The sequence below is a fragment of the uncultured Kocuria sp. genome, from assembly GCF_947500125.1.
Classification (GTDB): domain Bacteria; phylum Actinomycetota; class Actinomycetes; order Actinomycetales; family Micrococcaceae; genus Kocuria.
Genome location: NZ_CANMRA010000014.1, coordinates 40,089 through 64,052 on the forward strand (window position 1 = coordinate 40,089; position 23,964 = coordinate 64,052).

21 protein-coding genes and 1 pseudogene are annotated in these 23,964 nt (G+C 72.7%); 15 read left to right on the plus strand and 7 right to left on the minus strand.

The window, feature by feature from the left end:
* The first annotated feature begins 207 nt into the window (after positions 1-207).
* Together Q0817_RS10825 and Q0817_RS10830 are read left to right on the plus strand one after the other, a co-directional pair.
* Positions 208-378 carry a hypothetical protein gene (locus Q0817_RS10825; protein ID WP_298587095.1) on the plus strand — a complete coding sequence of 57 codons (171 nt, stop codon included), beginning with the start codon at positions 208-210 and terminating at the stop codon, positions 376-378.
* A 164-nt stretch (positions 379-542) separates the two neighbouring features.
* Entirely contained in the window at positions 543-1,832 is a 1,290-nt protein-coding gene (locus Q0817_RS10830; protein ID WP_298587098.1) for a heparan-alpha-glucosaminide N-acetyltransferase domain-containing protein, read from the plus strand.
* Between the two features lie 92 nt (positions 1,833-1,924).
* On the opposite strand, the gene Q0817_RS10835 is transcribed toward Q0817_RS10830, so the two are convergent.
* Together Q0817_RS10835 and Q0817_RS10840 are read right to left on the minus strand one after the other, a co-directional pair.
* The gene (locus tag Q0817_RS10835) at positions 1,925-3,142 is read right to left on the minus strand and encodes an MFS transporter (protein WP_298587101.1); all 1,218 of its coding nucleotides are present in this window, start codon (positions 3,140-3,142) and stop codon (positions 1,925-1,927) included.
* 250 nt (positions 3,143-3,392) lie between these two features.
* The gene (locus Q0817_RS10840; protein ID WP_298587104.1) at positions 3,393-4,571 is read right to left on the minus strand and encodes an acyl-CoA dehydrogenase family protein; all 1,179 of its coding nucleotides are present in this window, start codon (positions 4,569-4,571) and stop codon (positions 3,393-3,395) included.
* A gap of 188 nt (positions 4,572-4,759) precedes the next feature.
* Between Q0817_RS10840 and Q0817_RS10845 the strand changes: the two genes are divergently transcribed.
* The 9 genes from Q0817_RS10845 (at position 4,760) to Q0817_RS10885 (ending at position 15,079) form a co-directional block, all read left to right on the plus strand.
* Positions 4,760-5,563, plus strand: coding sequence for an enoyl-CoA hydratase/isomerase family protein (locus Q0817_RS10845; protein WP_298587107.1), 804 nt, complete (start codon positions 4,760-4,762; stop codon positions 5,561-5,563).
* Between the two features lie 29 nt (positions 5,564-5,592).
* Positions 5,593-6,756, plus strand: coding sequence for a TAXI family TRAP transporter solute-binding subunit (locus tag Q0817_RS10850; protein ID WP_298587110.1), 1,164 nt, complete (start codon positions 5,593-5,595; stop codon positions 6,754-6,756).
* Complete coding sequence (locus Q0817_RS10855; protein WP_298587113.1) at positions 6,746-8,764, plus strand: TRAP transporter permease; 2,019 nt, start codon at positions 6,746-6,748, stop codon at positions 8,762-8,764. Before Q0817_RS10850 ends, Q0817_RS10855 begins: the two co-directional genes overlap by 11 nt.
* Before the next feature lie 15 nt (positions 8,765-8,779).
* On the plus strand, positions 8,780-9,628 hold the full coding sequence (locus tag Q0817_RS10860; protein WP_298587116.1) for an enoyl-CoA hydratase/isomerase family protein: 849 nt from the start codon (positions 8,780-8,782) through the stop codon (positions 9,626-9,628).
* 136 nt (positions 9,629-9,764) lie between these two features.
* Positions 9,765-10,646 carry a 3-hydroxyacyl-CoA dehydrogenase family protein gene (locus Q0817_RS10865; protein ID WP_298587119.1) on the plus strand — a complete coding sequence of 294 codons (882 nt, stop codon included), beginning with the start codon at positions 9,765-9,767 and terminating at the stop codon, positions 10,644-10,646.
* A gap of 83 nt (positions 10,647-10,729) precedes the next feature.
* Positions 10,730-11,944: a CaiB/BaiF CoA-transferase family protein gene (locus Q0817_RS10870; RefSeq protein ID WP_298587122.1), complete on the plus strand. Its 1,215-nt coding sequence runs from the start codon at positions 10,730-10,732 to the stop codon at positions 11,942-11,944.
* Entirely contained in the window at positions 11,941-12,393 is a 453-nt protein-coding gene (locus Q0817_RS10875) for a thioesterase family protein (protein WP_298587125.1), read from the plus strand. Before Q0817_RS10870 ends, Q0817_RS10875 begins: the two co-directional genes overlap by 4 nt.
* Positions 12,390-13,847 (plus strand): MFS transporter, encoded by a 1,458-nt coding sequence (locus tag Q0817_RS10880; RefSeq protein WP_298587128.1) that lies wholly within the window; start codon positions 12,390-12,392, stop codon positions 13,845-13,847. Before Q0817_RS10875 ends, Q0817_RS10880 begins: the two co-directional genes overlap by 4 nt.
* Entirely contained in the window at positions 13,844-15,079 is a 1,236-nt protein-coding gene (locus tag Q0817_RS10885) for an acyl-CoA dehydrogenase family protein (RefSeq protein WP_298587132.1), read from the plus strand. Before Q0817_RS10880 ends, Q0817_RS10885 begins: the two co-directional genes overlap by 4 nt.
* A 171-nt stretch (positions 15,080-15,250) precedes the next feature.
* Here Q0817_RS10885 and Q0817_RS10890 read toward each other — a convergent pair whose 3' ends face one another.
* Complete coding sequence (locus tag Q0817_RS10890) at positions 15,251-16,180, minus strand: LysR family transcriptional regulator (protein ID WP_298587135.1); 930 nt, start codon at positions 16,178-16,180, stop codon at positions 15,251-15,253.
* Between the two features lie 205 nt (positions 16,181-16,385).
* Between Q0817_RS10890 and Q0817_RS10895 the strand changes: the two genes are divergently transcribed.
* The 3 genes from Q0817_RS10895 to Q0817_RS10905 all read left to right on the plus strand — a co-directional run bounded on the left by Q0817_RS10895 (position 16,386) and on the right by Q0817_RS10905 (position 19,490).
* Entirely contained in the window at positions 16,386-17,309 is a 924-nt protein-coding gene (locus Q0817_RS10895; RefSeq protein WP_298587138.1) for a hypothetical protein, read from the plus strand.
* A 331-nt stretch (positions 17,310-17,640) separates the two neighbouring features.
* Positions 17,641-19,008: an acetamidase/formamidase family protein gene (locus tag Q0817_RS10900; protein ID WP_298587141.1), complete on the plus strand. Its 1,368-nt coding sequence runs from the start codon at positions 17,641-17,643 to the stop codon at positions 19,006-19,008.
* Positions 19,009-19,031: 23 nt separating this feature from the next.
* Positions 19,032-19,490 carry a hypothetical protein gene (locus Q0817_RS10905; RefSeq protein WP_298587144.1) on the plus strand — a complete coding sequence of 153 codons (459 nt, stop codon included), beginning with the start codon at positions 19,032-19,034 and terminating at the stop codon, positions 19,488-19,490.
* Here Q0817_RS10905 and Q0817_RS10910 read toward each other — a convergent pair.
* Both Q0817_RS10910 and Q0817_RS10915 read right to left on the minus strand, forming a co-directional pair.
* A complete protein-coding gene (locus tag Q0817_RS10910) occupies positions 19,469-19,663 on the minus strand; it encodes a hypothetical protein (RefSeq protein ID WP_298587147.1) in 195 nt (64 codons plus the stop codon). The genes Q0817_RS10905 and Q0817_RS10910 overlap by 22 nt on opposite strands.
* A gap of 86 nt (positions 19,664-19,749) precedes the next feature.
* A complete protein-coding gene (locus tag Q0817_RS10915; RefSeq protein WP_298587150.1) occupies positions 19,750-20,403 on the minus strand; it encodes a hypothetical protein in 654 nt (217 codons plus the stop codon).
* Positions 20,404-20,551: 148 nt separating this feature from the next.
* On the opposite strand from Q0817_RS10915, the gene Q0817_RS10920 reads away from it, so the two are divergent.
* Positions 20,552-21,109 (plus strand): MarR family winged helix-turn-helix transcriptional regulator, encoded by a 558-nt coding sequence (locus Q0817_RS10920; protein ID WP_298587153.1) that lies wholly within the window; start codon positions 20,552-20,554, stop codon positions 21,107-21,109.
* Positions 21,110-21,246: 137 nt separating this feature from the next.
* Here Q0817_RS10920 and Q0817_RS10925 read toward each other — a convergent pair whose 3' ends face one another.
* Positions 21,247-22,806 carry a CoA-acylating methylmalonate-semialdehyde dehydrogenase gene (locus Q0817_RS10925; protein WP_298587156.1) on the minus strand — a complete coding sequence of 520 codons (1,560 nt, stop codon included), beginning with the start codon at positions 22,804-22,806 and terminating at the stop codon, positions 21,247-21,249.
* Positions 22,807-22,841: 35 nt separating this feature from the next.
* A pseudogene (mmsB, locus tag Q0817_RS10930) lies at positions 22,842-23,765 on the minus strand (3-hydroxyisobutyrate dehydrogenase); the annotation flags it as partial.
* Positions 23,766-23,964: the final 199 nt, after the last annotated feature.

Here is a 23,964-nt window from a genome sequence, read left to right on the forward strand (position 1 = left end):
GGAGCTCCCGGTGCCGGGCGGACGTGACGTGGCCACTCTTCCCCACCAGATTAGGCGCACGTCCTGTGGAAGCTGTGCGCAGCCTGTGCCGTGGTGCCGCCACCCAAAGGCGGAACGGGTGCGCCGGCACAGCTGCGGCACAGACTCCGGCCGGAAGCTGGAGCCACCCGAACCACCGACGCGGCCCGGCGCAGCCTCGAGTACCCGGTGGTGGAGCTGCGGGCCATGGCCTACCGGCACACGGCGGCTCAGCGCCCCGTCGCGGTCCCGTCGTCGTCGCCGGCCACGGTCACCGCCCCGGTCTCCGCGGCCGCACCGCACCGGGTGCGCGCCCTCCTGGGCGCCCTTCGCCCGGCGCGGAGCTCCGCGGCCGGATAGACGGTCGGACGCCGGTCCCGGACACGGTCCCGCGGCACAGGGAAAGCACAGCAGCCCGAAAACCCCGACATATGTGCACGAGCAAAAGTGGAGTGCACGCCGGTCCTCCGGGCCGGCCCGGCGGGCGGGGCCCGCCGTCGCGTCGCGCCGAGGGGGCCGCTGTCATGACCGAACCCGCAGGCCGCCCGCCGAGGACCGTGCCGTGGGCGCAGTCCGCCGCGCAGTCCGCCGCGCAGTCCGCCGCGCAGCCCGCCGCGCTGCCCTCCGCGCAGCGGCCGGGCAGGCACCGTCTCGTCGGGGTGGACGCCGCCCGCGGCCTGGCCCTGATCGGGATGATCGCGATCCACATCCTGCCCTCGTGGGACCCGGAGACCTTCGAGCCCACGGCGCAGTGGACCGTCTTCGCCGGACGCTCCGCGGCGCTGTTCGCCCTCCTGGCCGGTGTGGGACTGGCGTTCGGCACCGGTGGCCGGACACCGCACACCGGCCGGTCGATGAGCGCGGACCGGGCGGGGGTGGTGGTCCGCGCGCTGCTGATCGCGGGTCTGGGGCTGGCGATCAACCACGTGCTGCCCGGCAGCACGATCGACGAGGTCCCGGCCGTCAACATCCTCGTCTACTACGGGGCCTTCTTCCTGCTGGCGATCCCCTTCCTGCGCCTGTCCGCAGGGGCCCTGATCGCCTGGGCGGCGTTCTTCGCCCTGGCCGGCCCCGTGCTCGTGCACGTGCTGCGGGACGTCCTGCCGGCCGTCGAGCGCTACAACCCGGACTACCTCGACCTCATCGGGGACCCCGGGGCCACCGCGGCCCGGCTGCTGCTGACGGGGACCTTCCCCGCGCTGCCGTACCTGGCCTACCTGCTGACCGGCCTGGCCATCGGCCGGCTCGACCTGGCCCGGCTCCGGGTCCAGATCGGCCTGGTGCTCGGTGGGGTCCTGCTGGCCGCCGGGGCCTCCCTGACCTCCTGGGCGCTCGTGGTCCGGGCCGGCGGCTTCGACCAGCTGGTGGCCCGCACCCCCGGCCTGGACGAGGAGCTCGTCACCGACATCATCGTGTGGGGTCCCGAGCCGACCCTGCCGACCACCACGTGGTGGTGGCTGGCGATCAGCGGCCCGTACACCAACACCCCGCCGGCCCTGCTGCTGGGCCTCGGCTCGGCGGTGGCCGCCCTGGGCGTCTTCCTCCTGCTGGCCCGCCGCCTCGGCACCTGGTTGCTGCCGCTGAGCGCGATGGGCTCGATGACCCTCACCGTGTACTCCGCGCACCTGCTGGCCCTGGCCGCCGAGGTGCACTACGACCAGCCGCTGTGGTTCGTGATCCACGTGGCCGTGGCCATGGCCTTCGCTCTCCTCTGGCGCCAGGCCATGGGGCAGGGTCCCCTCGAGCGGCTGGTGGCCGGGCTGGTGCGCGCCACCCGCCGGCGCGTGCTCGCGCGCGAGCAGCGCCCGGACTGAGCAGCGCCCGGACTGAGCAGCGCACCGACTGAGCAGCGCACCGATTGAGCAGCATCCGGGCCGGGCGGGGGCCGTCCCCTCGGAGGACGGGTCTAGTGCGTCTCGAGGGCGGCGTGCCGGTGCCGCTGCGCAGCGTAGCCCAGGATGAGCAGGCCGGCCACGGCCAGGCCCACGCCCACCCAGGCGGGGGAGCGGTAGCCCCAGCCTGCGGAGATCACGATCCCGCCCAGGAAGGCGCCCATGGCGTTGGCCAGGTTGAACGCCGCGTGGTTCATGGCGGCGGTCAGGGACGGGGCGTCCTTGGCCTCGCGCAGCAGGCGCACCTGGAGGGAGGTCGTGAAGATCGAGCCCATGATGCCGATCCACAGCACCCCCAGGACGGCCGCGGCGGGGACGTGGACGAACAGGGCGAAGAACGCCAGGGCCACGCCGGACACGGCGCCCGCGCCGAGGGCGGTGCGCTCGATCGAGCGGTCGATGAGCGGGCCGGCCAGCAGCGAGCCCAGGGTCATGCCCACGCCGAACACGGCCAGCACCCACGGCACGGTGCCGATGTCGAGGCCGGTGAGCTCGGTCAGCGTCGGGGAGATGTAGGTGTAGACCGCGAACATGCCGCCGAAGCCGATCGCCCCGGCCAGCAGGGTCAGGGCCACCTGCGGGCGGGCGAGGGCGCGGACCTCCTGGGCCGCGGAGGCCATGCCCTCGTTGCGGGTGCGAGGCACCCAGAGGGCCAGGGCCACGATGGTCAGGGCGCCCAGGAGCACCACCAGGAGGTAGGCGGAGCGCCAGCCGAGGGCCCCGCCCAGGGCCGCCGCGAACGGCACGCCCACGATGTTGGCGATGGTGAGCCCCAGCATCACCCGGGCCACGGCCGTGCCGCGCCGCTCGCGGGCCACCAGGGAGGAGGCCACCACCGCGGCGACCCCGAAGTAGGCGCCGTGGGGCAGGCCGGCGAGGAACCGGGCGGCGTACAGCCACTCGAGGGACGGCGCGGCCGCCGACAGCCCGTTGCCCACCACGAACGTGAGCATCAGGGCCAGCAGCAGGGTCTTGCGCTCCATCCGGGCGGCGAGGGACGTGATGAGCGGCGCGCCGACCACCACGCCGAGGGCGTAGAGCGAGATGGACTGGCCGACGGCGGGGATCGAGGCGCCGAAGTCCTCGGAGATGAACGGCAGCAGGCCCATCGAGGCGAACTCGGTGGTGCCCACGCCGAAGCCGCCGAGGGCGAGGGCGAAGATGGCGAGGCGGGTGCCGACGGGGCCGGGGGCGTCGACCACCTGGAGCAGGGCGGTGCGGGGTGCGGACACGGCGGGTCCTTCCGGTGTGGGCGCAGGGACGGGGAACGAGCACGTCATCGAGCCCGAGCAAAGAGGAAGGGGCAACTTTCGATGCTACGCGCGTTCGCCCCGGCCCCCCAGGCCTCCCGGTGTGATCTTGGTCAGGTCCTGCGGCGCCGCCGGCCGCCCGGGCCGTGGTCTCCCGACCCCGACGGGGCCCGGCCGGCCACGCCGGTGCGTGGTCGGCCGGGCCCCGTCGGGACGGGCGGCAGGTTCGTGCTCAGCGGAAGGCGGAGTGCCCGGTCAGCTGCTGGCCGAGGATGAGGGTGTGCACCTCGTCGGTGCCCTCGTAGGTGCGCACCGACTCCAGGTTGTTGGCGTGGCGCAGCGGCGAGTGCTCGAGCGTGACCCCGTTGCCGCCGAGCATCGTGCGCGCCTCCCGGCACACGTCGATCGCGATCCGGCAGTTGTTGAGCTTGCCCACCGAGATCATGTGGTTCTCCAGGCGGCCCTCGTCCTTGAGCCGCCCGATGCGCAGCGCCAGCAGCTGCCCCTTCTGGATCTCCAGGGCCATGTTGACCAGCTTCGCCTGCGAGAGCTGGTAGGCCGCGAGCGGCTTGTCGAACTGGATGCGCTGCTGCGAGTAGGCCAGCGCGGCGTCGAAGCTGTCCCGGGCGGCGCCCAGGGCGCCCCAGACGATCCCGTAGCGGGCCTCGTTGAGGCACGAGAACGGTCCCCGCAGACCGGGGTGGTGCGGCAGGATCGCGTCGGCCGGCAGCCGGACGTCCTCGAGGGAGATGTCGCACTGGATGGAGGCGCGCATGGACAGCTTCGGCTCGATCGGCGTGGCCGTGAACCCGGGGGTGTCCGTGGGCACGAGGAAGCCCCGGACGCGCTCCTGCCCGCTCCCGTCGAGGGCCTTGGCCCAGATCACGGCCACGTGGGCGATCGAGGCGAGCCCGATCCAGCGCTTGGCGCCGTTGAGGACCCACTCCTCGCCGTCCCGCACCGCGGTGGTCGCCATGGTCGACGGGTCCGAGCCGGCGGTGGGCTCGGTGAGGCCGAAGCAGCCGATGATCTCGCCGGCGGCCATCCCGGGCAGCCAGCGCTGCTTCTGCTCCTCGGAGCCGTGCTTGGCGATCGCGGACATCGCCAGCGAGCCCTGCACGGAGACGAACGTGCGCAGACCGGAGTCCCCGGCCTCGAGCTCCTGCATCGCGATGCCGTACTGCACGGCGGACTTCCCGGCGCACCCGTAGCCCTGGATGTGCATGCCGAGCAGCCCGAGCTGCGCCATCTCGGGCACGATCTCCTGCGGGAAGACGGCGTCGGCGAACCACCCGGCGATGTTCGGCCGGATCCTCCGGTCCACGAACTCGCGCACCGTGTCCCGGGTCTCGAGCTCCTCGGCGCTGAGGTCTGCTTCGACGTTGAGCAGGTCGGTCGCGGCGGTGGTCATGGGTCCTCCTGGAGGTCGGGGTGCGCGGATGCCTTCGACGAGGATGACGCATTCGTGACCCACGCAACACGGTTCCCCGCTTAATTGAGCTATAGGTATCACTGAACACCACATTAGGTATTTGAAGTTTCACAGTGAGTCGTGGAAATGTGATCTGCACGACATTCGCTGACCCCCGGAGGACTCCTGTGACCCGTTCGTCCCCCACCGCCGTCGACGCCCCGCCCCAGGTGCGCGTCGAACGCGCCGGTGCCGTGGCCGTGGTGACGCTCGACGACGAGCGCCGGCGCAACGTGCTCGGCCACGAGCTGCGCACCGGGCTGCGGGCCGCGCTGGCGGAGCTCGCCGCCGACCCCGAGGTCGGTGCGCTGGTGCTCACCGGCGCGGGGCGCTGCTTCAGCGGCGGCGGCGACCTCGCCGCCATGCCACCGGCCGGCCCCGCCGAGTCGGCCGGCCGGATGGCCGAGGTGGCCGGGCTCGTGCAGGAGCTCGCGCAGCTGGACAAGCCGGTCGTGGCCGCGGTGAGCGGGCCCGCGGCCGGAGTGGCCGTGGGCCTGGTGTGCTGCTGCGACGTGGTGGTGGCCGGCGAGAGTGCCCGGTTCCTCTTCCCGTTCACCCGCCTGGGCCTGGCCCCGGACGGAGGGCTGGTGCACTCGCTGGTCCAGCGCGTCGGTGCGGCCCGGGCCCGGCGGATCCTGCTCGAGGCCGAACCGGTGGACGCCGGCACCGCCCGGGACGCCGGCCTGGTCGACCACCTCGTGCCGGACCCGGACGTGCTCGGCACCGCGGTCGCCCGCGCCGGGGAGCTCGCCGGGCGGGCCCCGCTCGCCGTCGCCGCGGTGAAGCGCGGGATCCGCGAGGCCTCGGGCTCGCTCGAGGACGCCCTGGCGTTCGAGCGGCACCACCAGCCGGTCCTCTTCGGGACCTCCGACTTCCGGGAGGGCAAGCAGTCGTTCTTCGACCGCCGAGACCCTTCCTTCTCCGGGCGCTGAGCGCCACCACCGCACGTCGAAAGGCCATCATGACGACAACGACAACACGGCTCGCCGCCCTGGGCGCCGTCGCGGTGCTGGGCCTGACCGGCTGCGCCGGCGCCGCGGGGGACGAGCCGGTGGGCCCCAACGGCCTGCCGCAGCAACTGGTGTGGTCCACCTACAACGTGGGCACCGGCACCTACAACGATCTCGCCGCCATCGCGAACACCCTCACCAACGAGGAGGGCGTGCAGGTGCGGCTGATGACCGCCGACACCGGCATCGGCCGGCTGGCCCCGCTCGTGAACGGCACTGTGGACTACGCGCGGGCCGGGGACGAGTACTACTACGCCTTCGAGGGCGACTACGAGTACGCCAGCGAGGTGTGGGGCCCGCAGGACATGCGCATGGTGTGGGCGCCGCCCGGCAACTACGGCCTGCTGGTGCGCGAGGACAGCGGCATCGACTCCTTCGCGGACCTCGAGGGCAAACGGTTCCCCCGGCTGACCGCCAACACCTCGATCAACAACAAGATGGAGGGGTTCCTCAACTACGGCGGTCTCACCTGGGACGACGTCGAGCAGGTCCCGATCTCCTACGGCGAGCAGATCGCCGGTCTCGAGGCGGGCCAGATCGACGCCCTGTACCAGAACACGGTCGGCTCCAACATCGATGAGCTGGCGTCCAGCACGGACGTGAAGTGGCTGACCTTCGACGACCCGGACCCGGCCCGCTACGAGACCTGGGAGGAGCTCATGCCCATGGTCACGGTCGGCGAGATCACGCGGGGCGCCGGGCTGGAGGAGGGCGAGAGCGCCCGTGTCCTCGAGTACACGATCCCGCTCACCACGATGGGCTCCCGCGACGCGGACGAGGTCTACCACCTCGTGAAGGCGATGGTCGAGAACTACGAGCACTACGAGGGCACCACCCCGGACACCAAGCAGTTCGCCTTCGACACCGTCCTGAAGGAGCCGCTGGTGGTCCCGTTCCACGAGGGGACCGTCCGCTACTTCGAGGAGCGCGGCGTGTGGACCGAGGAGCTGGAGCGGAAGAACAACGAGCTGATCGAGCGCGGGGAGCGCATGCGGGAGGCCTGGCCCGGCGTCGTCGAGTCCTCCTCCGAGGAGGAGCTCGAGCAGAACTGGACGGAATGGAAGCAGAACGAGCTGGACAGCCAGGACGACGAGGGGAACGACGATGAGAACTGAGACCCGGGTGACCCCGTTCTGGCGGACGGTCGTGATCGTCCTGACCGTGCTGGGCGTGCTGCTGGCCATGAACCAGGTGTTCTTCTGGAACGTGGGCGGGCTGTCCCTGCTGACCAACTCCTACCTCTACCTGATCCTGGCGGTCTTCCTGCCGGTGGTGTTCATCGTCAACCCCGTGCGCAAGATCCCGCTCGCCCAGCAGGTGGAGGCCCAGCAGGGGGACGACCGGGGCGGCAGCACCGCGGCCGGCGCGGGCCGGGAGCGACGGATCCAGTGGTTCGACGTCCTGCTCATGGCCGTCTCCGCGGCGGTGTGCGTGTACTTCGCGCTCAACGGGACCCGGATCAAGAACTACGGCTGGGAGTTCATGGCGCCCACCACCGCCACGGTCGCCGCGTTCGTGCTGTGGCTCGTGGTGCTCGAGGCCCTGCGCCGCACCGGCGGGCTGACGGTCACCGTCATCGCGCTGCTGTTCTCCCTGTACCCGCTGGTCGCCGAGAACCTGCCGATCGGCGTCCTGCAGGGCGTCACCTACGACCTCCCCACCCTGGCGCAGGTGCACATCATGGGGGCCGAGGGCGTGCTGGGCCTGCCCATCCAGACCGCGGCCACCATCCTGATCGGCTTCCTGGTCTTCGGGGTGGCCCTGCAGCACACCGGCGGCGCGGACTTCTTCCACAACCTCTCCATGTCGATCTTCGGCCGGTACCGCGGCGGCGCGGCGAAGGTGTCCGTGGCCAGCAGCGCCGCGATGGGCATGATGAGCGGCAGCGCGGTCTCCAACGTCCTGACCACCGGGCCCATGACCATCCCGGCCATGAAGCGCTCCGGGTTCAGCCCCACCTACGCGGGCGGCATCGAGGCCACGGCCTCCTCCGGCGGGTCCATCACCCCGCCGATCATGGGCACCGCCGCGTTCCTCATGGTCTCCTTCGTGGGCGTGCCCTACACGGAGATCCTGGTGGCCGCGACCATCCCCGCGGTCCTCTACTTCCTCGGCATCTACCTGCAGGTGGACGGCTACTCCGCCCGCAACGGGCTCCAGGGCGTGCCCGTGAACCTGCTGCCCCGGACCCTCGGCACGCTCGTGCGGGGCTGGCCCTACGTCATGGCCCTGGGCCTGCTGACCGGGCTGCTGTTCCTCACGAACTCCGAGACCCAGGTGCCGTACTGGGTGATCCTGGTGCTGCTGATCGTGGCCGTGCTGCGCCCGGGCCAGAAGTTCGGGCTGCGGGAGTTCACCGACTTCCTGGTGGAGTGCGGCCGGACGCTGAGCAACATCATCGGCATCATCGCGGGCGTGGGCCTGATCGTCGGCGGCCTCACCGCCACGGGCGTGAGCCTGTCCCTGGCCCGCGAACTGGTCTCCCTGGTGGGCGACAACGTGGTCCTCATCCTCATCGCCGGCGCCGTCACGTGCTTCATCCTCGGCATGGGCATGACGATCTCCGCGGCCTACGTGTTCCTGGCGATCGTCATGGTCCCGGCGGTCATCGACCTGGGGGTCAACCCGCTCGCGGCGCACCTGTTCGTCATCTACTGGGCGTCCGTCTCCTACATCACCCCGCCGGTCGGCCTCGCCGCCTTCGCCGCGGCCGGCTTGGCCAAGGCCCCGGCCATGGCCACCAGCGTGGCGGCCATGAAGCTCGGCGCGGTGAAGTACATCGTCCCGTTCGGCTTCGCCCTCAACCCCGCCCTGGTCGCCCAGGACTCGCCCGGCCGGATCCTGCTGGCCTTCGCCCTGAGCATCGTGGGGGTCTACGCCCTGGCCTCGGCCATCGAGGGCTGGACGGTCGGCTTCGACCGCCGGATGCCCGCGCTGTTCCGGGCCGCGGCCGCCGTCGGCGGGTTCCTGCTCTTCCTGCCCACGCCGCTCACCGCCGTCCTCGGCTTGGCCCTCGTGGCCGGGAGCGTGCTGCTCACCTTCCTGACCGTGAAGGCCGGGCCCACGGACGACGACGACGCCACGGTCCCGCGCGCCCCCGAACCCGCCACCGCGACCGTCTGACCGGAAGGACCCGACATGACAGACACCACCACGGACACCACCAGCGACACCACGACGGGCACGACCGCGGGCCGTCCCGTCGACACCGGGACGGACACCGTCACGACCGAGCTGCGCGGCAGGGTCGCGGTCGTCACCGTGAACCGCCCCGAGGTGCGCAACGCCCTGAACTTCGGGGTGCTGGACGGGATCGAGGCCGCGCTCGACGCGTTCGAGCGGCGGGAGGACATCGGCGCCGTCGTCTTCACGGGCGCGGGGGAGAAGTCCTTCGTGGCCGGCGCGGACATCTCCCAGCTGGTCGGCTACACGCTGCGGGACGGCCTGCGGGCCCGGATGCAGCGCCTCTACGACCGGATCCAGGACCTCGAGCTGCCCACGATCGCCGCGGTCAACGGGTTCGCGCTGGGCGGGGGCAACGAGCTGGCGATGTCCTGCGACATCCGCGTGGCGGCGGGCAACGCCCGGTTCGGGCTGCCCGAGACCAACCTCGGCATCCTGCCCGGCGCCGGCGGCACGCAGCGGCTGTCCCGGCTCGTGGGGCTCGGCCGGGCCCAGGAGATGATCCTCACCGGCCGGATCATCGACGCCGAGGAGGCGCTGCGCATCGGACTGGTGACCAGCGTGGTCCCGGCGCAGGAGCTGATGGACACTGCGCTCGCCACCGCGGAGACGATCCTCGCCAAGGGGCCCCTGGCCGTGCGGCTGGCCAAGCTCGTGGTGCGCAACGGCGCCGAGACGGACCAGCGCACCGGGCTGCTGCTCGAGCGGCTGGCCCAGTCCCTGCTCTACGCCTCCGACGAGAAGGCCGAGGGCGCGAGCGCCTTCCTGGAGAAGCGCCCCGCCCGCTTCCGCGACGAGGACTGAGCCGCGGGGCGCCGGCCGGTCCCCGGCCCGCTTCCGCGGCCACTCCGGGCCCCACCGTCCCGCGCCCCACCGTCCCGCGCCCCACCGTCCCGCACCCCCCACCAACGTCCCGCACCACTTTCCCGAGGAGCAGAACATGAACCCCCAGCCGAGCATCGACGCCGTCCGCGACGTCCTGGTCGTGGGATCCGGTGCCATGGGCACCCAGATCGGGGCGGTCTTCGCCCTCGCCGGCTACACCGTCACCACGAGCGACCTCGACCCCGCCGCCCTCGAGCGGTCCCGGGACGAGGTGCGCCGCCGCCTCGACCGGCTCGCCGAGAAGGGCAGCAGGAGCCGGGAGGAGGTGGACGCCGCCCTCGCCCGGATGGCGTACACGACCGACTCGCTCGAGGCGGCGCGCTCCACCGACTTCGTGCTCGAGGCCGCCGTGGAGCGCCTCGACATCAAGCGCCGGCTGTTCGCCGATCTCGACGAGGCCGCGCCCGAGCACGCGATCCTCGCGACCAACTCCTCGACCATCCCCTCGTCCCTGCTCATGGACGCGACCGGCCGGCCCGACCGCGTGTGCAACATGCACTTCTTCAACCCGGCGCTGGTCATGGCCTGCGTCGAGGTGGTGCGCAATCCGCAGACCTCGCAGGCCACGGTGGAGACCACCATGGAGCTCGCCCGCCGGCTCGGCAAGCAGCCCGTCCGGCTCCACCACGAGGTCCCCGGGTTCGTGGCCAACCGCCTCCTCGGAGCCCTGCGGGACGAGGCCCTGCGCCTGGAGGCCGACGGCGTGGCGAGCTTCGAGGACATCGACGTGGCCGCGCGGACGGCGCTCGGCCACCCGATGGGGCCGTTCGAGCTCATGGACCTGGTCGGCATCGACGTGTCCTACCTGATCCGCCTGGCCGAGCACGAGCAGAGCGGGGACCCCGCCGACCTCCCGCACCCCTCCGTGGAGAAGCTCTACGAGCAGGGCCGGTACGGCCGCAAGACCGGCCGCGGCTGGTACGAGTACGCCGGCTGAGCACCGCACGAACTCCCGGGCCGAGCCCCGGACGACCACCGGGGACGAGCACCGGACGAGAAGCGACGACGAGGAGAGACACCATGAGCCAGTTCGAGGACGCGCACGCCCTGCAGGAGATCTTCGGCCGCCCCGGCACGGGCCCGCTCGCCGGGGTGGTGGTGGCGGACCTCAGCCGCGTGCTCGCCGGCCCCTACTGCACCATGCTGCTGGCGGACATGGGCGCGACCGTCATCAAGGTCGAGAGCACCGCGGGGGACGACGCCCGCGCGTGGGTCCCGCCCCACCGGGACGGCGAGAGCACGTTCTTCCTCTCGGTCAACCGCAACAAGCACTCGATCGCCCTGGACTTCTCGGACCCCGAGCAGCTCGCGGTCGTGGAGCGGATCATCGCCCGGGCGGACATCCTGGTGGAGAACTTCAAGCCCGGCGGACTGGCGCGCTACGGCCTCGACTACGAGAGCGTCAGCGCCTGGCGCCCGGACCTCGTCTACGCCTCGATCACCGGCTTCGGCACCGCCGGCGGCGCCGACCTGCCCGGCTACGACCTCCTCGCCCAGGCGCTCTCCGGGATGATGAGCCTCACCGGGAGCCAGCACGGCGAGCCGTACCGGGCGGGCGTGGCCCTCTTCGACGTGATCACGGGCCTGCACGCCGCCACCGGCATCCTGGGCGCCTTCCACGAGCGGCAGTCCTCGGGGACGGGCCAGCACGTGGAGCTGAACCTGCTGACCTCGGCGCTGTCCGGGCTGGTCAACCAGTCCGCCGCCTACGTGGCCGGCGGCAGCGTCCCCACCCGTATGGGCAACGAGCACCCGAGCCTCTACCCCTACGAGCCCTTCCCCACCCGGGACAAGGACATGGTCATCGCCGTGGGCAACAACGGGCAGTTCGCCCGGCTGTGCCGGTGCCTCGGGGCGCCCGAGCTCGCCGAGGACGAGCGGTTCAGCACGGTCTCCGCGCGCAACGCCCACCGGGTGGAGCTGCGCCGGCTGATGATCGAACGGCTCGCCGCCCGGGACGCCGAGGACTGGTTCGAGCTGCTCAAGGCGGTCAAGGTGCCCTGCGCCCCGATCCTCGGGGTGGACGAGGGCGTCCGATTCGCGGAGGGCCTCGGCCTGGACCCGGTGGTCCTGGCCGGAACGGGGGACCGGGAGATCCCCACGGTCCGCCACCCGGTGGACTTCAGCCGCACCCCGGTCGACTACACGCAGGCCCCGCCCCGGCTCGACGGCGACCGGGACCGCGTCCTGGCCTGGCTCGAGCGCGGCGAGCCCGCGGTCCGGCAGGCGTCGTGAACGCCGTCCACACCACCGTGCTGCCCGTGCGCTGGTCCGACCAGGACCTCAACCGGCACGTCAACAACGCCCGGGTGGTCACCCTGATCGAGGAGGCACGGCTCTCGGCGATCGCCTCCTGGCTGGGGGAGGACGGTGTCCCGGACCCCGCGCATCCGCGCGTGGTGGTGTCCCTCGCGCTCGACTACCTGCGCTCCATCGACCACGGCCCCGAGCTCACGGCCCGGGTGTGGGTCTCCCGGGTCGGCCGGTCGTCCTACACGGTGGCCTACGAGCTGGTCCAGCACGGGCAGGTCGCGGCCCGTGCCCGGACGGTGCTCGTGCAGACGGACCCGGCCACGGGCCGCTCCACGCCGCTGCCGGACCCGGTGCGGGCCGCCCTGGAGGGCGTCGTCGTCCCGGAGCCGGAGCCGGAGCCCGAGCCGGACGCCGTGACCGTGCGTGCATGACCGCGTTCCGGAGGGGCCGGCCCGGCCTGCGGGCGCGGCGGATCGCCTACCCGGCGCTGCTGGGCACCACGGCGCTGGGCACGATGTCCTCGAACGTGATCAACGCGCCGCTGTACGTCATCCAGACGGACCTCGGCATGACGGCCCAGCAGTCGGTGCTGGCCGTGAGCGCCTTCACGGTCGCCATGGCCACGGCCGTCCCGCTCGCCGGGTGGCTCGGCGACCGGCTCGGCGTCAAGGCCTTCCTCATCTCGGCGCTGGGCGTCATGGTCCTCGCGGAGCTCACGGCGGCCGTTGCGGCGGGCATGGAGTCCCTCGTGCTCGCCCGGATGGTGCAGGGCGCGGCCTGCAGCGCGATCCCGCCCTGCGTGCAGGCGGCCCTGGTCACCACCTGGCCGGAGCGGACCGCGCAGACGATGGGGGCGTGGGCCTCGGCCATCGGCGTGGGGCAGGCGGTGGGCCCGCCCTTCGGCGGCGTCCTCACCGAGGCCCTGGGCTGGCGCTGGGTCTTCGCCGTGCACGCCGGGCTGGTGCTCGTGCTGATGCTCCTGCTCGCGGTGTTCATGCCCCGGATCGGGCGGCGGCGCCCGCCCATGCACGTGTCCGCGATGGCCTGGCTCGTCGTCGGCGGCGGGTCGACGGCCGCCGCCGTGCTGCTGGCCGGGCAGTCCGGTCCGTGGTCGTGGGCCGCGGCGAGCGCGGCCTGCGCGGTGCTCGGCTGGTGGCTGTTCGCCCACCTCTCCCGGCGGCGGTTCCGGCGCGCCGCGGGGGACGCCACGGCGCCCCGGCCCCTGCTGGACCCGGCCCTGCTGCGGGACCCCGCCTATCTCACGGCCGCGGCCGGAGCGGGACTGGCCATGGGCTCCATGGCGGTGGCCATCGTGGCCATGCCCCTGTTCCTCGGCTCGGACCTGGACCTGGGGCCCGCCCAGATCGGCGCCGTGGTCTTCACCCTGGCGCTGGCCATGACGGCGGCGGGACCCGTCGCGGCCCGGGTGGGCCGCCGGCACGGCAGCGGGATCCAGCTGAGCCGCGGCGTCCTGATCCTCGTGGTCGCCGCCCCGGTGGTCACCCTGGCCATGGTCTCGTCCGGGCTCGGCGTGGCCCGCTGGGTGATCGTGTCCCTGGTGGTCCTGGGGCTCGTGCTCGCCGGGACCGGCATCGCCTTCGCCCAGAGCGCGGCGGCCACGGAGCTCGTGCTCTCGCCCGCCGGGGGCTCGGGGACCGCGATCGGCATCCACAACATGATCCGCTTCCTCTCGATGGCCGTGGGCTACTCCGGGGTCTCCCTGGCGTGGGCCACCGGCGCCTCGATCCTCGTCTTCCCCGCGGTCGCCCTGACCGCGCTGGGCCTGCTCGCGACCCTGCGGGCCACCCGCCGGGAACGCCCGGCACCTCCGACCGCACCGACCACCGCGGGTCCTGGGACCCGCCGACGAAAGGACCGACCATGACCACCACCTCGAGCGCCCCCTCGACCGAGGCCCCGGCCGCCGTCCGCGCGGGAGCCGCGACCTCCGACTACTTCCGGCTGGACGACGACCTGACGCCGGAGGAGATCGCCGTCCGGGACCGGGTGCGCGACTTCGCCCAGCAGCGCGTGCTCCCCGTCATCAACGACTACTGGGAGCGCGCGGAGTTCCCCTGGGAGCTGCTGCCCGGCCTGGCCGAGCTCGGCATCATCGGCACCACCATCCAGGGGCACGGCTGCCCGGGGATGAGCCGGCGGGCCGCCGGCATGGTGGCCCGCGAGATGGCCCGCGCCGACGGCAGCATCAACACGTTCCTGGGCGTGCACGGCAACCTGTGCATGGGGGCCCTGAACATGCTCGGGTCCGAGGAGCAGAAGGACCGCTGGCTGCCGGCCATGGCGCGGCTGGAGAAGACCGGGGCCTTCGCGCTCACGGAGCCCGAGCACGGCTCCGACTCGGTGGCCCTGGAGACCAGCGCCCGCCGCGACGGCGACTCCTGGGTGATCGACGGGCACAAGCGCTGGATCGGCAATGGGGACGCGGCCGACGTCGTCGTCCTCTTCGCCCGCAACACCGAGGACGGAAAGGTGAACGCGTTCGTCGTGGAGAAGGACGACGACGGGAACCACCCGACCGGCTACCGCCCCGAGGTGATCACGGGCAAGGTCGGCAAGCGCGCCATCCAGCAGGCCGACATCGTGCTCGAGGGCCTGCGCATCCCGGCCGAGAACCGGCTGGAGCACTGCCGGTCCTTCAAGGACGTCTCCCGGGTCCTGCAGGCCACCCGCGGCGGGGCCGCCTGGGAGGCCGTGGGCCACGGCATGGCGGCCTTCGAGATCGCCGCCGACTACGCCGCGACCCGCCGGCAGTTCGGCCACGCCATCGGCAGCTACCAGCTCGTCCAGTCCCGGCTGGCGAACATGCTCAGCGAGCTCACGGCCATGCAGCTGCTGTGCGTCCGCATGGCCGAGCTCGCCGACCGCGGCCAGCTGTCCAACGCGCAGGCCTCGATGGTGAAGATGGCCACCGCGCAGAAGGGCAAGTGGATCTGCAACGAGGCCCGCGACCTCCTGGCGGGCAACGGCCTGCTGCTCGAGAACCACGTCATCCGGCACATGACGGACATGGAGGTCGTCTCCACCTACGAGGGCACCGACTTCATCCAGGCGCTGCTCGTGGGCCGGGACATCACCGGGATCTCGGCCTTCAGCTGAGCGCCTCGCCCTCCCCCTCGCGCCGAACTCACCACCTCTGCCCGAGACGCCAGGACGAACCGCCGGGTCTCGGGCAGACGTGGTGAGTTCGGCGACGGGGGCGCGGTGAAGTCACCGCTCCGGCCCGAAGGGTCCCGACAAGTCAGCGGGTCTCGGGCCGGAGCGGTGAGTTCACGGAAGGCGGGGGGCCGGGGCGGGCAGCGGGCCCTCCGGCTCGGGGAACACCGTCTCGGAGATCTCGATGACGGACTGCAGGGCCGGGTTGACGTTCCCGCGGCGCCAGATGAGGCGGACCTCGACCGGCTTCTGCTCCTGTGTGAGCGGCTTGTAGACCACGCCGCGGGACGGCACGTTGTCCCGGACGCTGGAGAGGATGAGGGAGATGCCCATCCCGGCGCCCACGAGGACCACGAGCGTCCAGGAGTCCGGGGCCACCTGGACGACGCGCGGGACGAACCCTGCGTTCATGGCCAGCGTGTTGAGCCGGTTGGGCAGCGTGGCCCCCGCCCCGCCGGGCAGCACGATCCACGCCTCCTGGGCGAGGTCCGCGGCGTCGACCGACTCGCGGTCGGCCAGCGGGTGGTTCTCCGGGAGGGCGACGAGCAGCTCCTCGAGGGCGACGAGCCGGGAGCTGATCTCCGCCGGCAGGAAGTCCCAACGGCCGATCACGAGGTCCAGGGAGTCGTCCAGGACCTTCTCCAGGCCCAGGTAGGAGAACTGCGAGCTGTAGAGCTCCAGGCTGATCCCGGGGCGCCGGCGCCGGACCTGGCGCGCCAGCTCGCCCACCGCCTGGTTCACGGAGGCCCCGGCGAAGCCGAGCCTCGCCCGCCCGATCTCGCCCTCCTGCGACTTGCGGACCACGTCCTTGATCCGCAGCGCGAGCATGACGAGCTCCCGGGCCGGCTCCAGCAGCGCCTCGCCCTGCGGCGTGAGGGTCACGTGGCGGGTGTTGCGCTCGAACAGGGTGGCGCCCAGCTCGGCCTCCAGCTGCCGGATCAGGCGGCTGAGTGGCGGCTGCGCCATGTGCAGGCGCTTCGCCGCGCGGCCGAAGTGCAGCTCCTCCGCGACGGCGAGGAACGCCTGGGCCTTGTGGACTTCCATCCGGCCAGACTAGGTCGTGCGCAGGGGGCAGCGCGGGAGCGGTTCCGTCGCAATTGTCATTTGTGGGGCTTGTTCGCCCGTCCGTGGCATGCTTCGTCTCGTGATGAGGTCCGTCATGCTCCGGAAACACTTCGTGCCCGGTGCAGTAACACGGACTTCCTACAGTCGGAGCAGTACCGCTCGCCCCGCCCCCAAGGAGCAGCCCATGACTGAGCACGCCGGACCAGGACCCGCGCCCGTGCTCCCGCACGCGCGGCGGCCGCTCCTCCGGGTGGTGGGCGGCACGGCCGTCCGGCCCGCCCGCACAGAGCCGGTCCCCACCCCGCCAGTCCCTGCACAGCCAGTCCCCACCGAGCCGGATCCGGACGAGGCCGCGCGGGCCCGCGCCGCGGCCGCGCGGGCCGCCCACCCCTCCTCCGGTCTGGGCGTGCCGGGTTTCCGGCGCCCGCAGCCCGCCGCGGTCCCCGGCCGGGACGACCGCCCGTCGCCCCGGGCGGAGGACCCCGAGGCGGCCCCGGAAGCCTCTCCGGATGCCTCTCCGGATGCCGGCCCGGCCGCGCCGCCGCCCGGCGTCCCCGCCCTCGAAGGCACCGGCCCGCACGTGGTCACCGGCCCGGTGCTCCTGCCCGCGGCCCGGACCGGCGACGTGCTCAAGGTCGAGGTCCTCCACGTCGTGGACCCCGAGGCGTCCCCCGGGCCGCTCGGGACCGGGTGCACGGCCTATCTGCCGGTCCGCGCGGACGGCGCCGTCTTCTGCCCCCGGGAGCTCCACCGGGCCCTGGGCGCGGCCGGACAGCCCCTGTGGGGCACCTTCCGGGTGACCGTGTGCCGGACCGGCGCCGAGGGCGTGCCCGCCGTGGCGCACCGGCAGCCGTTCGCCGAGACCGACGAGCACTGGATCGTCGTCGGGCGTTCGGGCTCGGAGGACGTCGACGAGCGCACGTTCTGCCTGACCGCGGCCATGCACCGGGCCGTGAGCGCCGGGGTGGACTTCCTGGCCCGGGACCGCGGCATGGACCGGCCCATCGCCCACGCCTACCTCTCGAGCGCCGCGGAGTTCGCCGTCACCCGGCTGGAGGACAGCTCCGCGGGCGCCCACGGCCGGATCCGCAAGGCCGATTTCGCCTGAGCGACCCGCTCGCAACGGGCACTTCCACCCGTTCCGATCGATGTGCATTCGTAATCGTCATATTTCGCATGGAGCAGGCGAGACCCCCCGGTCACCCCCTACTGTGGGTGACGCAGGTCACGCGGACGTCCGTGCGCGGTCCCGACGACGAGGTCGGGCTGTCGCCGCCGGTAGCACCACGGCCGGGGCGTCCGGTGACCTGTCCAAACTCCCGTCCCGGCGCCGGCGCACGCCGTCACGGCGCGGAAACACGGGGACCCCGAACCCGAAACACCGTATCCCTAGGGTCATAGGCATTCGAGCAGCATGCCATTGACCTCAGGAGACACCCATGAGTGAGCACTTCGCCCGCCGCGCCGCCGACGAACTCCAGCGGGGCCTGGGGCGGCGCACCTTCTTCCGGGCGGCCACCGCTGTGGCCGCCGCCGGCACGGTCACCGGCACGGGACTGAGCGCGGCGGCCGCGGCCGTCCCGATGGGCGCCCAGCACCAGGGCGGCGCCCGCCCCGGGTTCCGGGGCACCGTCCTGCAGCCCGGGAAGGGCCGGATTCCGGGGGACCACTACCTGCCCTCTGACGTGGACGGCGTGCTGTGGGGATACGTCCCGTCCCTGGACGCCGAGCCCTCGCTGCGGATGCGCTCGGGACGGACGGTCACCATCGACGCCGTCTCCCACGAGGGCATCCTCGAGGACCAGGGCCGGGACCCGTTGGAGTTCTTCGGCGAGCAGGGGGTGTCCCGCGGGCAGGTCCTGGAGGACGCGATCGAGATCGCCCGCGACTACGACCGCACCGAGCGGGACTTCGACCGGGACGGCCCGCACGTGGTCACCGGCCCGGTGTTCGTCGAGGAGGCCCGGCCGGGCGACGTCCTGAAGATCGAGACCCTGCACGCCGACCTGCGCGTGCCGTACGGGGTGGTCTCCAGCCGCCACGGCAAGGGCGCGCTGCCGCGCGCCGCGGACGGCGGCGCCCCGGCCGGTATCGAGCTCGAGGAGGTCATGCCCCCGGTCGGCACGGACGGCCGCGCCACGGGCGAACCGGAGGACTACGGCACCGTCTCGGTGTTCACCCCGGTCGAGAGGGGCCAGGGCGTGATGGGCGAAGGCCGGGTCCGCTTCCCGCTGCGACCGTTCATGGGCATGATGGGCGTCGCCTACGCCCAGGGTGCCGGGCCCACCGACGGCCTGCTCAACTCGATCCCGCCGACGCTGGGCGGCGGCAACATCGACATCCGCCACCTGGGCGTCGGCTCCACCTTCTATCTGCCCGTGCAGACGGACGGCGCCCTGTTCTACGTGGGGGACCCGCACATGGCCATGGGCGACGGCGAGGTGGCGCTCACCGCGATGGAGGGCTCGCTGCGCGGCACGTTCCGGCTCACCGTCTGCAAGGCGGGGGAGGGGGACGCGCCCTCCGTGGCCCACGCCTACCCCTTCGCGGAGACCGACGAGCACTGGATCCCGATCGGGCTCTCCGACCCGGACGGGGCGGCCGGGGGTCAGGGGTCCGACCTGGACGTGGCGATGCGCCGGGCCGTGGTCAACGCCCTCGACTTCCTCGAGACCGACAGGGGCATGGACCGGGCCGTGGCCTACGCCTACCTCTCGGCCGCCGCGGACTTCGCGATCTCCCAGGTGGTGGACCGCACCGTGGGGGTGCACGGGCTGATCCGCAAGGCGGACTTCGACCGCTCCTGACCCGGGACTGTTAATCTGCGGGCATGACATCGTCCGCCCGGCCGGGGGCCCCCGCCACATCCCTGCCGCGCACGCTCGCGCGGGTCCTCCTGGGGCTCGTCCTGCTCGGCGCCGGGATCAGCCACCTCACCGTGGCCCGCCAGGAGTTCACGGCCCAGGTGCCCGGGTGGATGCCCGTGCCCGACGACGCCGTGGTGCTCGGCTCCGGGGTGGTGGAGATCGTGCTCGGCGCCGCGCTCGTCCTCCTGCCCCGGCGGCGGGTGCTGCTCGGGTGGCTCGCCGCGGCGTTCTTCGTGGCCGTGTTCCCGGGCAACGTCTCGCAGTACCTCACGCGCACCGACGCCTTCGGCCTGGACACCGACCGCGCCCGGGGCGTGCGCCTGCTGTTCCAGCCGCTGCTCGTGCTGTGGGCCCTGTGGTCCACCGGGGCGTGGCGGGCGTGGCGCCGCTCCCGCCGGGATCAGTCCCGGCGGTCGGCGTAACGGTCGGCGTAGCGGTCCCGCACGCGCCGGTACAGGGTGAACGTGCCGAGATAGGCGAGGGCGGCGAGCGCCACGACGGGCAGCCACTCCTGGGCGTCCACGGTGGTCAGCAGTGCCCCGGCCGAGGTCAGCACCAGGGCCAGGACGAGCAGGGTCGCGACGATCGACTTCACGGGCGTCCTTCCGGGGCGCGGGGGGCGTTCGGGACAGCTCCAGCGTAACGGCCCGGTGACAGCGTCCCGGCGGAAAGGGGTCGGGCTCAGCAGGCCGCGGCGAGCGCGGCCTCGGACGCGCTCGCCCGGGACTGCGCGGGGACATCGCCCAGGTGGAGCAGGTCCACCACGTCCGTCTCGTCGAGGGCGGCCTCGCGGGCCAGGAGGGTGATCGGCACGCCGTGGCGCACGGCCAGGCGGAGCTCGTCGCGCAGCGTCTCGACGGCCTGGTCGAGCCGCCACCGCTCGGCCTCGAGGCCGGCCTCGAAGGCGCAGAGGCGCTGCGCCTGCTCCTCGGCGTCCTGGGCGGCGAGGGACCCGGCGTCCGCCAGGGCCTGGTCGAAGGACCACTCGGCGGTCTCGACCCGTCCGGCCGCGGCCAGGACCCGCCGGGTGAAGAACGGGCGGAACAGCATGGTCTCGCCGTCGGGGACGATCGACGCCGTCGCACCCCCGGGCAGCGGCGTCTCCTGCAGGAACCCGCAGCCGCAGGCGTGCACCCGCCGGCCCTCGACGGCCGCCTGGGCCACCGTGTGGTTGACGCGGTCCTGCACCTCGGCGAAGTCGAGGACGCGCACCGGCATGTGCTCGCCGCAGTGCACGGGGATCCCCGCGGCAGGTCCGGGATCCTCCTGGACCGCCCGGAGGGGGAAGGGGCCGGCGTTCTCGGCGGTGGACCTCGGGTGCTGCTGCTGGCTCATCTCTCGACCTCTTCCTCACGTACCCTGCTGTGTTCCTCTGCGCCTGCCTGCGGGTCCCGGGAAACCGCACGATCCCCATCGAACAGCAGTATTACTAGATTGTCTAGTTATCAGCTTTTCTCTTTATCAGATCGCCTACACTGATGCCATGAGCGCACACCCCACGACCTCGTCCGGCTACTGGTACGCCGCCGACGGCGAGCGCCCACCGGCCCTGCAGGTACTCGAAGCCCTGCGGGCCTACCGCACGGCCGAGTCCGCCATGCGCCTGCGGACCCGGGAGTCCATGGGCATGGGGGAGAAGGATGTGCTGGCCCTGCGCTATCTGCTCGAGGCGGACCGCGCCGGGACCCCGCTGAGCCCGCGGGACCTGGCGAGCAAGCTGGGGATCTCCTCGGCCTCCACCACCACGCTGCTGGACCGGCTCTCCCGCAGCGGCCACGTGGCGCGCCGTCCGCACCCCACGGACCGGCGGGCGCTGGTGATCGTGGCCACCGAGGAGGCCGACTGCGAGGTCCGCTCCACCCTCGGAGCCATGCACGAGCGGATGATGCGCGCGGCCCGCGAGCTGAGCGCCGAGGAGGCCGCCACCGTGACCGCCTTCCTGCACGCGATGGCCGAGGCGGTCGAGGCCGCCGACGAGCCCCAGCTCGAGGAGCGGGTCGAGGACTGCCGGCAGGCGGCCCCGGACCACGGGGCCGCCTGAGCCGGGCGCCCCTCCCGCCGGACGCCGCTCGGCCCTCCGTCGACTGCCCGAGGGGCGTCCGACGGCGACGCCGGTCCCGGCCCTCCGTGCGGAAGGCCGGGACCGGCGTCGTCGTTCGCGGAGGTCCTGCGGGCCCGTCAGTGGGTCGGGAAGCCCAGGTTGATCTGCGACTCCGAGGGCTCGGGCCAGCGCGTGGTCACGAGCTTGCGGCGGGTGTAGAAGTTGAACGCCTCCGGCCCGTACATGTGGGTGTCGCCGAACAGGGAGTTCTTCCAGCCGCCGAACGAGAACGCGCCGATGGGCACCGGGATCGGGACGTTGACCCCCACCATGCCGACCTCGATCTCGAACTCGAACTGCCGGGCGGTCTTGCCGTCACGGGTGAACACCGCCACCCCGTTGGCGAACTGGTTGGTGTTGATCAGCCGCACGGCCTCCTCGTAGGTGTCCACGCGCACCACGGACAGGACCGGGCCGAAGATCTCCTCGTCGTAGGCCTTCATGCCGGGCTTCACGTGGTCCAGCAGCGAGACGCCGGTGAAGAACCCGTCGCCGTCGAACTCCTGCTGGGTGCCGTCGACGACGACGGTCGCGCCCTCGGCGGAGGCTCCCGTCACGTAGCCGTTGACCCGCTCGAGGGCCTGGGCGGTGATGAGCGGGCCCATCTCCGAGGCCGGGTCGGTGCCGTCGCCGATGGTCAGCCGCGCGATCCGCTCCTTCAGCCGTTCGATCAGCGGATCGGCCACGTCCCCGACGGTGACGAGCACCGAGACCGCCATGCAGCGCTCGCCGGCGGAGCCGTAGGCCGCCGAGATCGCGGCGTCCGCGGCCCCGTCCAGATCGGCGTCCGGCATGACCACCATGTGGTTCTTCGCCCCGCCCAGCGCCTGGACGCGCTTGCCGTGCTGGGCCGAGGTCTCGTAGATGTACTTGGCGATCGGGGTGGAGCCCACGAAGGACACGGCCTTGACCAGCGGATTGGTCAGCAGCTCGTCCACGGCCACCTTGTCCCCGTGGACCACGTTGAGCACTCCCGGGGGCAGGCCGGCCTCGGCGAAGGCCTCGGCGATCCACACCGCCGCCGAGGGGTCCCGCTCCGAGGGCTTGAGGATCACGGTGTTGCCGGCGGCGATCGCGGTCGTGATCATCCACAGCGGGACCATGGCGGGGAAGTTGAACGGCGTGATGCACGCGACCACCCCCACCGGCTGGCGGGTCTGGTGGACGTCCACCCCGGTGGCGGCCTGCTCGAGGAACTCGCCCTTCATGTGGTGCATGACCCCCGCGCAGAACTGCACGTTCTCCAGTCCGCGGGCGACCTCCCCGGCCGCGTCCGAGAGGACCTTGCCGTGCTCGGCGGTGATGATCGCGGCCAGCTCCGGGGTGCGCTCCCGGATGATGTTCTCGACCTTGAACATGATGGCCGAGCGCTTGGCCATCCCGGTGGCCCGCCAGCCCGGCAGGGCGAGCTCGGCGGCCTCCACGGCGGTGGCGACGTCCTCGGCGGAGGCCAGCAGCACCTGCTTGGCCACCTGACCGGTCGCGGGGTTGTAGACGTCGGCGGTCCGCTCGGACCCGCCGTGGCGCTTCCCGTCGATGAAGTGCTCGATGACCTCCCCGACGCCCTGGGGGTCAGGGGTGCCCCGCTCGGCGTCCTGCCGCGCGCGGGTCTCGGCGTCCTGCTTGGTGTTCTGCATGGTGTTCTCCTCGGTCGTGGTGGTCTCGGCGCCGCTCAGGCCTGGTCCGGGTCCCAGCCCTGGATCTTCCCGTCCGGCGCGGCGTACTTGGTGATGAGGGAGCAGTCCTTGTCCCCGAGGCCCTCGTCGATGAGCTGCTGGAGCCTCTCGGCCACGAGCTCCGCGGCGGGCAGCTGCACGCCGGTCTGCTCGCCCGCCATGAGGGCCAGGCCGGCGTCCTTGGCGGCGAGGGTGGCGCTGAAGGTGGCCTCGAAGTTCTTGTTGGCCGCGGCGGAGTCCACGATCCCGGGCACGGGGTACCAGGTCTGCAGCGCCCAGGAGTTGCCGGAGGACACCGAGGCGATGTCCCAGAACACCTGGGGGTCCAGACCCAGCCGGTCGGCGAGCACGGAGCCCTCGGCGCAGGCCTCGAGGCAGATGAACAGCATCATGTTGTTGACGATCTTGGCGGCCTGGCCCGTGCCGGCGTGGCCCGTGGCCACGATCTTGCGGGCCATGGGCTCGATGAACGTCCGGGCCTGCTCGACGACGTCGGGCTTCCCGCCGACCATGAAGGTCAGGGTGGCCGCGGCCGCGCCGCTGATCCCGCCGGAGACCGGCGCGTCCACGAAGCGGAAGCCGGCGTCCTCGGCCGCCTGGTGGAGGTGCTCCGCGGTCTCCACGTCGATCGTGGAACTGTCGATGAGCAGCGCGTCCTTGGGTGCGAGCGCGATGACGCCGCTGTCGCCGAGGTAGACGGCGCGGGCGTGCTCGCCCTTGGGGAGCATCGTGAACACGACCTCGGCGCCCTGCAGCGCCTCCTCCAGCGTGTCGAAGGTCTGCACTCCGTGGTCGCGGGCGGCCGCCATGGCGGTGGCGCTGACGTCGTGGCCGCGGACGTCGTGGCCCGCCTTGACGAGGTTGCCGGACATCGGGTTGCCCATGTGGCCGAGGCCGATCCAGGTGATGGTGGTCATCGGGGAGTCCCTTCTGCAAGGTCTAGAACTGCGGGGTCGTGAACTGCGGTGTGCCGAACTGCGGGGTCGTGAACTGCGGTGTGCCGAACTGCGGGGTCGTGAACTGCGGGGTGTCGCGAGGTGGGGTCATGCGCAGCGCGCCCAGCGGCGGACCGGAGAACCGGTCCGCCGCTGGGCGCGGGAGGGTGCTGATGCGGGTGCG